Consider the following 12,894-nt stretch of genomic DNA (forward strand, 5'->3'; position numbering starts at 1 on the left):
CGCGCTTCATCTGCGCGCCCGTCGGAGGAACGCAGCCTCCACCTGAATACCGGAGGCGGGGCTGCGGCAAACGCGGTTCCAGCAGAATGTCACATGTCGGCAACACGCTGTAGCGCCATGTCGACAAGTATCTCCAGCGACAGAACACGATAGGCCTGCTCTAGGGCGGGAATCTGCCACTCTGTCAGGAAACGCGGAGAATGATCTCCACTCGATCCGGTTAGGCCTCGATCCTGTTTGCGGATCTCAGCCGGGCGAAGCTCCGGGCGAGGAGTCGGGAGACGTGCATCTGTGAGACGCCGAGCTCGGCGCTGATCTGCGACTGGGTCAGATTGTTGTAGTACCGCAGGAGGAGGATCCGCTGCTCCCGCTCGGGCAGTTGTACGAGGAGGTGGCGGACCAGGTCGCGGTGTTCCACGCCGGCCAGCTCGGGGTCCTCGTAGCCGAGGCGGTCGAGCAGGCCGGGGAGCCCGTCGCCCTCCTGGGCGGCCTCCAGGGAGGTCGCGTGGTAGCTGCGGCCGGCCTCGATGCAGGAGAGCACCTCGTCCTCGCTGATGCGCAGCCGCTCGGCGATCTCGGGGGTGGTCGGGGTGCGGCCGTGCAGGGTGGTGAGGTCCTCCGTGGCGGCGTTGACCTGGACCCAGAGCTCGTGGAGGCGGCGCGGGACGTGGACGGTGCGGACGTTGTCGCGGAAGTACCGCTTGATCTCGCCCACGACGGTCGGCATCGCGAAGGTCGGGAACTGCACCCCGCGCTCGGGGTCGAACCGGTCGATCGCGTTGATTAGCCCGATCGTGCCGACCTGGATCACGTCCTCCATCGGCTCGTTGCGGCTGCGGAAGCGGGCCGCCGCGTACCGGACGAGCGGGATGTTGGCCTCGATGAGCGCCCCGCGGACCCGGGAGTGCTCGCTGGTGCCCGGCTGCAGGTCCTTCAGCTGCCCGAAGAGGACCTGGGTGAGGGCCCGGGTGTCGGCGCCCCGGCTCTGTGTCCGTTGGGGGACGGGGGCGCCCGTGGGCTCCTCGGGGGCCTCCTGCTGGGGCGGGACGTGGGACTCCGACGGCTGGGGCCCCGGCTGGGACCCGGGCAGGGACCCGGGCTGGGACTCCTGCTGCTGCGGGTCCTGCTGGGGCGGCACCTCGGGCGCAGTACTGGCCGGCACGGTCACGCCACCCCTTCACGTCACGTCATCAACTCATCCGTCAAAAGCGGTCATAGCATCACAAGACATGTGCACTGTGTGCAAGCACCGTATATCGCCGTGTTGAGGGCAAGTTGGGCATAACAGGGCATCTTGCCCCGTGTGCGGGAACGCAAAAAGCCCCCCACCCGTCGGAGTGGGGGGCCGGGAAGTCCGGAAACCGCTTCAGCGTACGGGTTCAGCGCACCAGTTCGGTCATGAACTCGCCGATCGCCGTTGCGGCATCCGAGATTCCTTGGAAGCCTATTTGCACCATATCGGCGGCTTTTACGGGCTGAGTGATGATGACGAAGAGGACGAAGATGGTGAGGGCGCCCGAGATCAGCTTCTTGGTTTCCACGTGCGCTGTCGGCCTCCCCAACCGGTCCTGCAAGGTCGGCAGAGTCTAGCCGGTCGTGTTCGAACACTCACCTGGCCTTTAAGGACCAATGGCCTCGTGGCACAGGCCCTTTGCCGGTGTGCCGACGGTCTCCGGAGGCGCAGTATTGAACACGAGCCCACCGGTTCTGGCAGGAAATCGGTGAGCGAGGGACAGGACCTCACTGCGGGGTCCGAGCCGCAAGCTTCCCCCCTGACTGCGGCTTGGACTGGCAGGTTCCGTCCTCATCGGGGGAAGTGGCTTGTCCCCCCGATGCCACTTCCCCCGTCCCAACCGTTGAAGGTCCCGACTCAGGTCGGGGCCTTCTTCGCGTTGTCCGCCGAACGGTGCGGCATCCGGGTCCGGTGCGCCTACTCCAGGCCGCCGGCCAGGTCGGCGATCGGCTGGACCGGGGCGATCACGGGCGCGAGGTGGTTCGGCAGCTCCATCAGCTGGTTGAGCTGGTTCAGGCCGCCGCTGACCTGCCCGCCGATCTCCTGCACCGAGGACGGGCTCGCCCCGTCCGACATGCCCTGCGGCGCCGGCAGGTCCGGGAGGGTGAGCGGGGAGATCGGTGCGGCGGAGGCGGCGGGCGCCGCGAGGCCCGCGGCGGCCCCCGCGAGGGCGATGGCGGCGAGGATGCGCTGGGTCTTGGTCATGCCGTGACAACGGCCGAGGGCGCGGGCGGTCACGCGGATGTCCCTCGGACGCCGGACGCCGGCCGCATTGCGCGCGGCGTACGGCGTACTGCACCCGGAAACGACGAGAGCCCCGACCCTTGCGGGGCGGGGCTCTCGATCAGAGCGGTAGCGGTGGGATTTGAACCCACGGATAGCTTGCACCATCACACGCTTTCGAGGCGTGCTCCTTCGGCCGCTCGGACACGCTACCGAGAGAGAGCTTAGCCCAAGGAGACCCGTGCTCTGAAATCCATACGCCCGGAACCTTCGCGCGAACCTTCAGGCGACCCTCAGAGGTCGCGGAAGAAGTCGGTGAGCTGCTGCGCGCACTCCCCCGCGAGCACGCCCGCGATCACCTCGGGCCGGTGGTTGAGCCTGCGGTCCCGTACGAGGTCCCACAGCGACCCGGCGGCGCCCGCCTTCTCGTCGGACGCCCCGTAGACCACCCGGGCCACCCGTGACTGCACGAGGGCGCCCGCGCACATCACGCACGGCTCCAGGGTCACCACGAGGGTGCACCCCGGGAGCCGCCATTCCCCGAGGGCGGTGGCGGCCCGGCGCAGCGCCAGTACCTCGGCGTGTGCCGTCGGGTCTCCGGTCGCCTCCCGCTCGTTGTGCCCGGTGGCCAGGAGCTTCCCGTCCGGGCCGAGCACCACGGCGCCGACCGGCACGTCGCCGGCCGGCACCGCCCGGGCGGCCTCCAGGAGCGCCAGGCGCATGGAGTCCTGCCACGGGTCCCGTACGGGATCGGGCGTGTACGGGGTGGGCCGCGGGGTGTGGTGGTGCGCGGGGATCACTAGCGGACGGCCTCCAGGACCTCGGTGGCGCCGAGCGATTCGGCGATCTCCGAGAGCGCGTCCCCGTCCAGGGTCATCAGTTGTTTGTGGCTGACCCCGAGGTCGTCGAGCAGCCTGGGGTCGCCGAGCGGCCCGGCGGGTGCCGGTTCGGCGCCGGCGCGTACGTCGTGGCCTTCGTCCTCGTCGTCCTCGTCCTCCTGGTCTCTGTCGGCGGGTCCGCCGTCCGGGTAGGAGGCGATGACCTCGTCCTCGCCGTCCTCGGTTCCGTCGAGGTCCAGCTCGTCGAGTTCGTCGTCCTCCTCGTCCTTGCCGAGCAGCTCGTCGGTCAGCATCGAGCCGTAGGAGCTGCGGGAGGCGGCGGAGGCGTTGGACACGTAGTAGCGCGGGTCCTCTTCGCCGTCCACCCGGACGACCCCGAACCAGGCGTCCTCCTGTTCGATGAGGGCTACCACCGTGTCGTCGTCGACAGAGGCGGAGCGGGCGAGATCGATCAGATCACTCAGAGACTCGACATCGTCGAGTTCCATGTCGCTCGCTTCCCACCCGTCTTCGGTGCGCGCGAGCAGTGCGGCGAAATACACCGTGACTCTCCCACTGGTCATAGGCGTGCCGGTTGGAGTTCCCCCCGGCCGGAGGTGGGTGGGGGTGGAACGGTCGTCGTGCTCACCGTTTCGTACCCCGCCCAGTCGGCATCGTGGCAGAAACGGAGCCATTGCGAGAGGTCTTCCGCGCCGTGGCGCTGGCCGCGCGTGTTGTACGGGGCCTCGTGCCGGGGGCGGGGCGGCGGCCGGGCGGGGCCTCGGCAGGGCTTGGGCGCGGGCCTCGGCAGGGCCTGGACGGGCGCCGCGGCAGGGGCCCCGGAGGGGCTCACCAGCGGAAGGTGCGCATGCGCATCTGCTGGCGCATGCGGGCGGCGCGGGCGCGCCTGGGCTGCACCCGGTCGCGCAGTTCCCGGGCCTCGTGCAGGTCACGGAGGAACTGCGCGCGCCGGGCTCTGCGCTGTGCCGTCGTCTCCAGTGGCTCGTGATCTTCATCGGGCATGGGTCACCGCCCCTGGCTGGTCCGGTCCGGTCCGTCCCCCCGAACCCCCACCTTCCCTCGGACCGGCCGTTTGATGCCACCTTCTGCCACGACTCGAGAGGAATTCAGTCGGATTCCGACAATCCCGGCTACGCGGACTCCCCCGCCGACTCCGGGGACCCCACCGACTCCGACAACGTCGGGACGATCGCCACCGGCCCGTGCGCGTGCTGCAGCACGGCATTCGCGACCGAGCCGATCATCAGGGACCGGATGTGCCGGCGCGGGTGGTGCCGGCCCACGACGACCAGCGCCGCCGACTTCGAGGTGTCGACGAGCCGCCCGGCCGCGTCCCCGGGCACCGCGGCCTGCTCGACGGGCACCGTCGGGTACTTCGCCCGGAACGGTGCGAGCCGCTCCGTCTGGGCGCGGAGCATCTCCCGCTCGGCCGGCACCGCGTTCTCGTCCTCCCCCACCAGCGCCTCCGGCGGGATCACCGCGAACGGGCTGTCGATCACCATCGTCGGCGACGGCGGGATGCTGTACGCCGAGACCACCTGGAGGGTGGTGTCCCGCGCGGCGGCCTCCGTGAACGCGAAGTCCAGGACGTTGTCGGGCGTCTCCGCGGCGTGCAGTCCCACCACCACGCGCCCGGCCGAGGCCCCTGCGGCCCCGTCGGCCCCCTCCGCCCCGCGCGCCTCGTGCGCGACGACGACCACCGGGCAAGCGGCGCTGGTGGCCACGGCGCGGCTGTTCGAACCGAGCAGCAGCGCGGCGAAGCCGCCGCGGCCCCGGGAGCCCATCACCAGCATCCGGGCGCCCTCCCCGATGTCCCGCAGGGCCTCCGGGACGGAGCCCTCCAGGGACTCGTAGCGGACCTCGGAGGGGAGCGGGCCGCCCTCGGCCAGGTGGGCCCGTATGCGCACGCTGACGGGGTCCTCGGCCTCTTCGGGCTCGGTGCGGTCGTAGAGGGAGGAACGGCGTGCCGCGTACAGCTGGACGCTGTCGGACAGCACGTGGGCGACGACGAGCCCGCTGCCGTGGCGTACGGCCGCAGCCCTTGCCCACTCCAGGGCCTTGAGGCTGTGTTCGGATCCGTCTACGGCGGCGATCACCATTGCGTCGGTCTCGTGGGTCATCCGTCCAGCGTGCTGGGGGTCCGGGCGGGTCGCATCTCCAGGGGTTTCCGGGCGTGGCCGCCGCTTCGGGCGCGAAGGGGTGGGCGCAGCGCGTAGCCTTTTGGGTGTGGGTCGCGCATTTGCGGCCGTTTTCGCAGGTGGCGGCGGTGCAGGTCGCAGCTTTCGCTGCGACAGCCGAGTTTTGGAGGATGTTGTGCGTTTGCAGGTCGTGGATCACCCGTTGGTGGCGCACAAACTCACCACCCTGCGCGACAAGCGCACCGACTCCCCCACCTTCCGGCGCCTCGCCGACGAGCTGGTGACCCTGCTCGCGTACGAGGCCACCCGGGACGTGCGCACCGAGCAGGCCGACATCGTCACCCCGGTCGGTCCGACCACCGGCGTGAAGCTCTCCTACCCGCGGCCGCTGGTCGTACCGATCCTGCGCGCCGGTCTCGGCATGCTCGACGGCATGGTGCGGCTGCTCCCGACCGCCGAGGTCGGCTTCCTCGGCATGGTCCGCAACGAGGAGACCCTGGAGGCCTCCACGTACGCGACGCGCATGCCGGAGGACCTCTCGGGCCGCCAGGTCTACGTGGTGGACCCGATGCTCGCCACCGGCGGCACGCTCGTCGCGGCGATCAAGGAACTCATCAAGCGCGGTGCGGACGACGTGACCGCGGTGGTGCTGCTGGCCGCGCCCGAGGGCGTCGAGATCATGGAGCGCGAGCTCGCGGGCACGCCGGTGACGGTGGTGACGGCCGCGGTGGACGAGCGGCTCAACGAGCACGGCTACATCGTGCCGGGCCTGGGTGACGCGGGCGACCGCATGTACGGCTCGGCGGAGTAACGGCTCGGCGGAGGAACACCGACCGGCGCGGATCGGCGCAGAGGTCCCAAAGCCCGGCCCCCCTTCGGGAGGCCGGGCTTTCTCGTGTGGTCGGCGTCAGCCGGTCAGCACTTCTTGGCGGGTGCCGGCTGGGGGTTGGCCAGGACGGCCAGGGCCTTGTCGGCGTCGGCCTTGGGCGTGAGTTCCTTGAAGGCGTCGCCCAGGATCAGGTCGATGTCCGCGGTCTCGCGGGCGTCGGTCTGCTGGGTGGCGCCGGCGAGGTTGGTGCCGAGGACGGAGAAGGCGGCCTTGTCCGTCTGCGGCGAGCCGACCAGTATCCCGGCGCCCGGGACCTTCTTGTCGAAGTCGGCGGGGGCGTTGCCGACCTTGCCGATGACGAAGCCGCGGGCCTTGAGCTCATCGCCCACGGCCTTGGCGAGGCCGGCGCGCGGGGTCGCGTTGTAGACGTTGACCGTGATCCCGCCGGGCGGCGGGAGGACGACCTGCGGCGCGGCGGAAGCCGGCGCGGCGGAAGCCGCGGAGCCGGCCTTGGCGGGCGGGGTCGCGCAGTCCTTGGCCGCGGCGGCGGTCTTGCGTTTGTCCGCGTCGCCGCCGAACACATCGATGAGCTGCACGGCCCCGTAAGCGATCAGGGCGAGCCCGATGATCGATCCGAGCACCACGAGGACGATCCGGCGGCGGCGTCGAGGGCGGGTCATGCGGGGGTAAGCCGCTCCCGTGACCTTGTACTTTCCGCCCATGCCAGGGGGAGTGAGCATGCTCATGTGCGCAGCGTAATGCCGACCGCTGCCGATGCCCACTGAATCATCTGTTCATAGGGCAAGCCTGACCCGAAAGGCGCAACCGGGATCTATCAGACAGCCGGAAGGAGCCTGGAAGGAGCCCGTCAGCCCAGTTCGAGGACGCGCGCGTGCAGGACCTGGCGCTGCTGGAGCGCGGCGCGGACGGCGCGGTGCAGACCGTCCTCGAGGTACAGGTCGCCCTGCCACTTCACGACGTGGGCGAAGAGGTCCCCGTAGAAGGTCGAATCCTCGGCGAGCAGCGTTTCGAGGTCGAGCTGGCCCTTGGTGGTCACAAGCTGGTCGAGCCGGACCGGGCGCGGGGCGACATCCGCCCACTGCCGGGTGGTTTCCCTGCCGTGGTCGGGGTACGGCCGCCTATTTCCGATGCGCTTGAAGATCACACGGAAAGCCTACCGGGCAAGGGCCTAAGGGCGCAGCCTTGCGATGACGGTGCAAAGGTGGCACATAGTGCTATTTCGGGAGTGATATATGAGCCAGAGCACCGACTCCGCGTCCCCTGCCGCGTCCCCTGCCGGCCAGATCGCCGCGGGGTACGCCTTCACCGGACCCGCGCTCGATCTGGGGGCCCTGCTCTGGGACGGGGCCTGCCTGCCGGAGCACCAGATCCGCATCCCGCTGTCGATGCTCAACCGGCACGGACTGGTCGCGGGCGCCACCGGAACCGGAAAGACCAAGACGCTGCAGCTCATCGCCGAGCAGCTGTCGGCCAACGGCGTTCCGGTCTTCCTCGCGGACATCAAGGGCGATGTCTCGGGGATCTCGGCGCCCGGCGCGACCAACGACAAGATCGAGGAACGGGCCAAGGACGTGGCCCAGGAATGGGAGGGCGCCGGATTCCCGAGCGAGTTCTACTCGCTCGGCGGGATCGGCCCCGGAATCCCGCTCCGGTCCACCGTGACGAGCTTCGGCCCGGTCCTGATGTCCAAGGTGCTCCAGCTCAACCAGACGCAGGAGCAGTCGCTCGGGCTGATCTTCCACTACGCCGATACCAAGGGCCTGGAACTGATCGACCTCAAGGACCTGCGGGCGGTCGTCGCCTTCCTGGTGTCGGACAAGGGGAAGCCCGAGCTCAAGGGCATCGGAGGACTCTCCACGGTGACCGCCGGAGTGATTCTGCGGGCGCTCACCGCCTTCGAACAGCAGGGGGCCGCGGAATTCTTCGGCGAGCCCGAATTCGACACCAGCGAATTCCTCCGGACGGCGGCGGACGGGCGCGGACTGGTCTCCGTACTGGAGCTCCCGGCGGTCCAGGACAAACCGCAGCTCTTCTCCACCTTCCTGATGTGGCTGCTGGCGGATCTGTACACCGACCTTCCGGAAGTCGGCGATCTGGAGAAGCCCAAACTGGTCTTCTTCTTCGACGAGGCGCACCTGTTGTTCAACGGGGCCTCGAAAGCCTTCCTCGAAGCCATCACGCAGACGGTCCGGCTGATCCGCTCCAAGGGCATCGGCGTCTTCTTCGTCACCCAGACCCCCAAGGACGTGCCGGCCGACGTGCTGGCGCAGCTCGGCAACCGGGTGCAGCACGCGCTGCGCGCCTTCACCCCGGACGACGCGAAGGCGCTGAAGGCGACGGTGAAGACCTTCCCGAACTCCGCCTACGACCTGGAGGAGCTGCTGACCCAGCTGGGGACGGGCGAGGCGGTGATCACGGTGCTCAGCGAGAACGGCGCACCGACCCCGGTGGCGGCCACCCGGCTGCGGGCCCCGCAGTCGCTGATGGGGCCGATCGACGCGGCCGCGCTGGACCAGGCGGTGAAGTCCTCCCTGCTCTACTCGCGGTACGCGGAGCCCATCGACCGGGAATCGGCGTACGAGAAGATCAGCGCCGAGCAGGCGGCGGCGGAGGCGGAAGCCGAGGCGGCAGCCGCCGCGGCGGAGGCGGAGAAGCAGGCGAAGGCGGCCGCGAAGGCCGCGCCGAAGCCGGACCCCTCGCTGGCGGAGCAGGTGGTGGGCAGCGGGCTCTTCCGCTCCCTGGCCAGGTCGATCGGTACGCAGCTGGGCCGCGAGATCTCCCGGTCCATCTTCGGCACGGCCAGGCGGCGCCGCTGACACCGCGCAGGGGAATCCGTACCGGTGGCCCCGTCCGGCCTGCGAGACTCGGAGCATGCGGACCGAACTCACCGATACGACCTCCAGCAAGGTCAACCGGGCCCTGCTCGACGCGCGACGGGCCGTCGGGAGCCCCACGATGGGGCTCGTGCTCAACCTCCTCGTCGCCACGGACGAGGAGAACGCCTACGACGCCGTCCGCGCGGCCTCCGAGGCCTCGCGCGAGCACCCCTGCCGGATCATCGCGGTGATCAAGCGCACCGCGCGCGGCTCGCACCGGTTGCGGCAGAACCGACTCGACGCGGAGCTGCGGGTCGGCACCGACGCCGGATCCGGGGAGATCGTGCTGCTCCGGCTGCACGGGACGCTCACCGAGCACGCGGGCTCCGTCGTGCTCCCGCTGCTGGTGCCGGACGCGCCCGTGGTGGCCTGGTGGCCCGCCGACGCCCCGGACGCGCCCGCCCGGGATCCGCTCGGCGTCCTCGCGCAGCGCCGGATCACCGATGCCGAGGCGGCCGTCGACCCGGTCGCCGCGCTCGATGCCCGGGCCGGCGCCTACGAGCCCGGGGACACCGATCTGGCCTGGACCCGGCTCACCCCGTGGCGCTCGCTGCTGGCCGCCGCCCTGGACCAGAAGCCGCTCCCGGTGACGGGCGCGGCGGTGGAGAGCGAGCCCGGCAACGCGAGCTCCGAGCTGCTGGCCCGCTGGCTGGAGGACCGGCTCGGCGTGCCCGTGGAGCGGGTGGCGACCGGAGGCCCGGTCATCACCCGGGTCCGGCTGACGACCTCGGCCGGGGAGATCCGCGTGGACCGCCCGGACGGGGTGCTGGCCACCCTGCTCCTGCCGGGCAGCCCGGACCGCAAGGTGGCGCTGAAGATCCGCAGCAGTGCCGAGCTGATAGCGGAGGAACTGCGACGGCTCGACGCCGACGAGGTCTACGCCTCGGCGCTGCGCTTCAGGCGGCCGGCCCAGGCGTCGCTCTCCGCGTAGTGGTTGTCGTAGACGGGCTGGCTGTCGATGATGTCCTGCACTGTGGCCTCGCCGGCCCGCACCCGGCCGAGCAGCCGGTAGTAGTCGAAGCGGCCCATGCCGGGGGTGAAGCCGACGAAGACCTCGGCGGTGGCGCCCGCGGCCGGGGCGAAGGCGTGCTTCACGCCGGGGGGCACGGCGAGAAAGTCGCCCTTGGTCAGGGTGTGTATCTCGTCGCCGAGCAGGACGTCGAGCGAGCCGTCCGTGACGTGGAAGAACTCGGTCGCCTTGGTGTGGAAATGCACCGGGGCACCCGCCGCGCCGACCTCGAAGGTGGCCGTGTTGCAGGTGAGCTCGGCGGTGTCGGTGAGCAGCCTGATGAGGCTGCCGGGGCCATCGGAGATGATCTCGGCACTGGCGGCGCGGGTCAGGTTCTCAGTCATGATCCCGAGCTTAGGGGCAGGGTCTGACAGCGGGCGCGACACTCGCCCGAACTGTCAATTCCGTTTACTGGGACGGCTGGTGGCCGCTTTCTCCGCCTTCGCGGCGGCCTTCGCCTCCTGCTTGTGCGCCCGCACCTTGGCCAGCGATTCCGGGCCGGTGATGTCGGCCGCGGACCGGTAGGCGTTCGCCGGCCCGTACCCGCCGGCGGCCTCGCGCCAGCCGTGCGGCCGCACCCCGAACCGCTTGCCGAGCAGCGCCAGGAAGATCTGCGCCTTCTGCTCCCCGAAGCCGGGCAGTGCCCGCAGCCGCGCCAGCAGCTCGGCGCCGGTACCCGCGTCGGCCCACACCGCCGCCGCGTCCCCTCCGTAGTGCTCCACCAGATACGCGCACAGCTGCTGCACCCGCTTCGCCATCGACCCCGGGTAGCGGTGCACGGCCGGCTTCTCGGAGAGCAGCGCGGCGAAGGCCTCCGGGTCGTAGGCGGCGATCGCGTGCGCGTCCAGGTCGTCGGAGCCGAGGCGCCGGGCGATCGTGTAGGGCCCCGAGAACGCCCATTCCATGGGTACCTGCTGGTCCAGCAGCATCCCGACCAGCGCGGCGAGCGGGCTGCGCCCGAGCAGCTCGTCGGCCTCCGGCTGCTGGGCGAGCCTGATGGTGACGGCTGTGTTCGTCTCGTGCTTCTCGTCCATGCACCCAGGGTCCCGCGCGGCGGTGCTCCCCGCGCGATTGTCGGACCCCGCGCCTAGCGTGAGTACGGAGACGGGTCACGTCGTACACGACACAGGAGTCGATCGATCATGGCTGAGTTCACGGAAGGCGCGCCCTGCTGGGTGGACGCGATGTTCTCCGATCTGGAGGGCGCGAAGACCTTCTACGCCGACGTGCTGGGCTGGACCTTCGGGGAGTCCAGCAGCGAGTACGGGAACTACACGCAGGCCTACTCCGACGGCAAGGCCGTCGCGGCCGTGGTGCCGCCGATGCCGGGGGCGGAGGGCCATTCGCAATGGTGTCTCTACCTCGCCTCGCCCGACGCCGCGGCCACGGCCGCGAAGATCAAGGCGGCCGGCGGCGAGCTCCTGATGGAGCCGATGCAGGTCGGCTCCTTCGGCACGATGGCCATCGCGAAGGAGCCGAGCGGCGCCGTCTTCGGGGTCTGGCAGCCGGGCGACCACAAGGGTTTCGAGAAGACCGGCGAGCCGGGCGCGTACTGCTGGGCCGAGTTCTTCTCGCGCGACGTGGCCAAGCCGGACGCGTTCCTCCCGCAGGTCTTCCCCTACGGGGCCCAGCAGATGGACGCCGGCGACGACCCCGAGATGGCCGGGATGGACTTCAAGGTCTTCAGCCTGGGCGGCCCGGAGAACCCGGTGCTGGGCCGGATGAACATGGGCACCGACTTCCCGCCGGAGATCCCCTCGTACGTCCAGGTCTACTTCGCCGTCCCGGACTGCGACGAGGCGGTCGCCAAGACCCAGGCCCACGGCGGCAAGCTGCACTTCGGCCCGATGGACAGCCCCTTCGGCCGCTTCGCGGCGGTGACGGACCCGCAGGGCGCGGCCTTCGCGGTGATCGACGTGGCGAAGACGGTCGGCGAGATGCCGAAGTTCGCCTGACCTCACGCGCCGTGCGCCCTACGCGGCGAAACCGAGGGCGAAGGCGGCGAGAACCGGCGCCATGTAGATCACCGGGAAGGGGACGTGGGCGTACGCCCGGGCCCGGAGCACGGTGATCACGGCGCCGGTGTAGTAGAGGACCAGGCCGATGCCGGCGGCGATGCCGAGCGCCGGGACGAGGAAGCCGGCCAGCAGGCCCAGCGCTCCGGCGGCCTTGGCCGCGCCGAGCGGGGTCCACCAGGCCTTGGGGACCTCGTACTGCTCCATGGCCTCCACGACCCAGGGGGCGCGGCGCAGGAGCGAGTAGCCCGAGAAGCCCGACATGGCGGCGGCGAGGACGGCGACGACGGTGGCGGCGATCTGCATGAGGGGCTCCTCGGTAGGCGGTGGGGACGGTGTTTTTCGTCCTCACCGCACTGACCCGCGCCACCGCACGGGTGTGACAGGAACCCCGGAAATCTTTTGCCGGCGCACGGGCCAGCCGCTCGGGTGGTTCCGGCTGGCGGATGCGACGGGTCGAAAGCAGGCCGGGGCGAAGCCGCCTAGCGTCGGTCTTGTGCGGCCCCCCGGGCCGCACCAAGGACGCCGTCGAGGCCCTCGGCCTGGCCGCCGGGTCCTCCGTCGTCGCGCTGATCAAGTCGACCGAGCCGTCGAGGCGGGTCGCCAGCAGCACCGGACTCGCGCCGAAGTCGGCGTCCAACTCGGCCCAGGACAGCATCGAATGGTGCCCGTCCCCGCCGGTCACGGCGAGCAGGAACCGCGAACGGTCCTTGCGGCGGCGGGCGTCGAAGGCCGGGCCGGCGGCCGAGATGGCCTCCCGGAGCAACGGGCCCTCGAACACGTGGTGTTGCGGACCGTTCGTCGCGCAGTCGAAGGTGACCGCGGCACGGTGCTGTGCCCAGTCCCGCAGATCCGCGGCGCTGAGCGTCGCCGGGTGGTCCAGGTCTCCGTGCAGCATGAGTTTGCCCATGGCTCACTCTTTCCCGGCGGC

General features: G+C 70.7%; 16 protein-coding genes, 1 tRNA gene and 1 pseudogene. 4 read left to right on the forward strand and 14 right to left on the reverse strand.

The features are described from left to right. Positions 1-220 precede the first annotated feature (220 nt). From OG898_RS12810 to OG898_RS12845, 8 genes are all read right to left on the reverse strand, one after another. Positions 221-1,168 (reverse strand): RNA polymerase sigma factor SigF, encoded by a 948-nt coding sequence (locus OG898_RS12810; protein WP_250738524.1) that lies wholly within the window; start codon positions 1,166-1,168, stop codon positions 221-223. A gap of 211 nt (positions 1,169-1,379) precedes the next feature. Further along, entirely contained in the window at positions 1,380-1,541 is a 162-nt protein-coding gene (locus OG898_RS12815) for a hypothetical protein (protein WP_250738523.1), read from the reverse strand. A 389-nt stretch (positions 1,542-1,930) separates the two neighbouring features. Then, on the reverse strand, positions 1,931-2,251 hold the full coding sequence (locus OG898_RS12820) for a hypothetical protein (RefSeq protein ID WP_266956834.1): 321 nt from the start codon (positions 2,249-2,251) through the stop codon (positions 1,931-1,933). A 112-nt stretch (positions 2,252-2,363) separates the two neighbouring features. Continuing rightward, positions 2,364-2,450 (reverse strand) — tRNA-Ser (locus OG898_RS12825). 79 nt (positions 2,451-2,529) lie between these two features. After that, the gene (gene tadA / locus OG898_RS12830) at positions 2,530-2,958 is read right to left on the reverse strand and encodes a tRNA adenosine(34) deaminase TadA (RefSeq protein WP_250738848.1); all 429 of its coding nucleotides are present in this window, start codon (positions 2,956-2,958) and stop codon (positions 2,530-2,532) included. 77 nt (positions 2,959-3,035) lie between these two features. Further along, positions 3,036-3,617, reverse strand: coding sequence for a hypothetical protein (locus OG898_RS12835; protein ID WP_250738521.1), 582 nt, complete (start codon positions 3,615-3,617; stop codon positions 3,036-3,038). 286 nt (positions 3,618-3,903) lie between these two features. Continuing rightward, positions 3,904-4,077 carry a hypothetical protein gene (locus tag OG898_RS12840; protein ID WP_250738520.1) on the reverse strand — a complete coding sequence of 58 codons (174 nt, stop codon included), beginning with the start codon at positions 4,075-4,077 and terminating at the stop codon, positions 3,904-3,906. 128 nt (positions 4,078-4,205) lie between these two features. Continuing rightward, on the reverse strand, positions 4,206-5,195 hold the full coding sequence (locus tag OG898_RS12845; protein ID WP_250738519.1) for a universal stress protein: 990 nt from the start codon (positions 5,193-5,195) through the stop codon (positions 4,206-4,208). A gap of 193 nt (positions 5,196-5,388) precedes the next feature. Here OG898_RS12845 and upp point away from each other — a divergent pair, with 193 nt between their 5' ends. After that, positions 5,389-6,024 carry a uracil phosphoribosyltransferase gene (gene upp / locus OG898_RS12850; protein WP_250738518.1) on the forward strand — a complete coding sequence of 212 codons (636 nt, stop codon included), beginning with the start codon at positions 5,389-5,391 and terminating at the stop codon, positions 6,022-6,024. A gap of 104 nt (positions 6,025-6,128) precedes the next feature. Here the strand turns inward: upp and OG898_RS12855 are convergent, their stop codons facing one another. Together OG898_RS12855 and OG898_RS12860 are read right to left on the reverse strand one after the other, a co-directional pair. Then, on the reverse strand, positions 6,129-6,788 hold the full coding sequence (locus OG898_RS12855) for a LytR C-terminal domain-containing protein (RefSeq protein WP_250738517.1): 660 nt from the start codon (positions 6,786-6,788) through the stop codon (positions 6,129-6,131). Positions 6,789-6,910: 122 nt separating this feature from the next. Beyond that, positions 6,911-7,207 carry a type II toxin-antitoxin system VapB family antitoxin gene (locus OG898_RS12860; protein ID WP_112446725.1) on the reverse strand — a complete coding sequence of 99 codons (297 nt, stop codon included), beginning with the start codon at positions 7,205-7,207 and terminating at the stop codon, positions 6,911-6,913. Between the two features lie 88 nt (positions 7,208-7,295). On the opposite strand from OG898_RS12860, the gene OG898_RS12865 reads away from it, so the two are divergent. Then, positions 7,296-8,879: a helicase HerA-like domain-containing protein gene (locus OG898_RS12865; protein WP_250738516.1), complete on the forward strand. Its 1,584-nt coding sequence runs from the start codon at positions 7,296-7,298 to the stop codon at positions 8,877-8,879. Between the two features lie 55 nt (positions 8,880-8,934). Next, positions 8,935-9,870, forward strand: coding sequence for a glucose-6-phosphate dehydrogenase assembly protein OpcA (gene opcA / locus OG898_RS12870; RefSeq protein WP_250738515.1), 936 nt, complete (start codon positions 8,935-8,937; stop codon positions 9,868-9,870). Here opcA and OG898_RS12875 read toward each other — a convergent pair. Together OG898_RS12875 and OG898_RS12880 are read right to left on the reverse strand one after the other, a co-directional pair. Then, positions 9,816-10,292 (reverse strand): cupin domain-containing protein, encoded by a 477-nt coding sequence (locus OG898_RS12875; RefSeq protein ID WP_266956859.1) that lies wholly within the window; start codon positions 10,290-10,292, stop codon positions 9,816-9,818. The genes opcA and OG898_RS12875 overlap by 55 nt on opposite strands. A gap of 54 nt (positions 10,293-10,346) precedes the next feature. Beyond that, positions 10,347-10,982, reverse strand: coding sequence for an HhH-GPD-type base excision DNA repair protein (locus tag OG898_RS12880; RefSeq protein ID WP_266956861.1), 636 nt, complete (start codon positions 10,980-10,982; stop codon positions 10,347-10,349). Between the two features lie 108 nt (positions 10,983-11,090). Between OG898_RS12880 and OG898_RS12885 the strand changes: the two genes are divergently transcribed. Beyond that, a complete protein-coding gene (locus OG898_RS12885; RefSeq protein WP_250738512.1) occupies positions 11,091-11,903 on the forward strand; it encodes a VOC family protein in 813 nt (270 codons plus the stop codon). An 18-nt stretch (positions 11,904-11,921) separates the two neighbouring features. Here the strand turns inward: OG898_RS12885 and OG898_RS12890 are convergent, their stop codons facing one another. Both OG898_RS12890 and OG898_RS12895 read right to left on the reverse strand, forming a co-directional pair. Next, the gene (locus OG898_RS12890; protein ID WP_250738511.1) at positions 11,922-12,269 is read right to left on the reverse strand and encodes a DoxX family protein; all 348 of its coding nucleotides are present in this window, start codon (positions 12,267-12,269) and stop codon (positions 11,922-11,924) included. Positions 12,270-12,549: 280 nt separating this feature from the next. Next, positions 12,550-12,873, reverse strand: a pseudogene (locus OG898_RS12895) (molybdopterin-dependent oxidoreductase); the annotation flags it as partial. Positions 12,874-12,894 lie beyond the last annotated feature (21 nt).

Origin of the sequence: Streptomyces sp. NBC_00193, assembly GCF_026342735.1 — a bacterium.
Classification (GTDB): domain Bacteria; phylum Actinomycetota; class Actinomycetes; order Streptomycetales; family Streptomycetaceae; genus Streptomyces; species Streptomyces stoeckheimensis.

Bases quoted from the DNA above. Each gene is read 5' to 3' on its own strand.
- OG898_RS12880 (WP_266956861.1), bottom strand. From the start codon at position 10,982: ATGGACGAGAAGCACGAGACGAACACAGCCGTCACCATCAGGCTCGCC.
- OG898_RS12890 (WP_250738511.1), bottom strand. From the start codon at position 12,269: ATGCAGATCGCCGCCACCGTCGTCGCCGTCCTCGCCGCCGCCATGTCG.
- OG898_RS12840 (WP_250738520.1), bottom strand. From the start codon at position 4,077: ATGCCCGATGAAGATCACGAGCCACTGGAGACGACGGCACAGCGCAGA.
- OG898_RS12855 (WP_250738517.1), bottom strand. From the start codon at position 6,788: ATGAGCATGCTCACTCCCCCTGGCATGGGCGGAAAGTACAAGGTCACG.
- OG898_RS12865 (WP_250738516.1), top strand. From the start codon at position 7,296: ATGAGCCAGAGCACCGACTCCGCGTCCCCTGCCGCGTCCCCTGCCGGC.
- tadA (WP_250738848.1), bottom strand. From the start codon at position 2,958: ATGCGCCTGGCGCTCCTGGAGGCCGCCCGGGCGGTGCCGGCCGGCGAC.
- OG898_RS12875 (WP_266956859.1), bottom strand. From the start codon at position 10,292: ATGACTGAGAACCTGACCCGCGCCGCCAGTGCCGAGATCATCTCCGAT.
- OG898_RS12845 (WP_250738519.1), bottom strand. From the start codon at position 5,195: ATGACCCACGAGACCGACGCAATGGTGATCGCCGCCGTAGACGGATCC.
- opcA (WP_250738515.1), top strand. From the start codon at position 8,935: ATGCGGACCGAACTCACCGATACGACCTCCAGCAAGGTCAACCGGGCC.
- OG898_RS12885 (WP_250738512.1), top strand. From the start codon at position 11,091: ATGGCTGAGTTCACGGAAGGCGCGCCCTGCTGGGTGGACGCGATGTTC.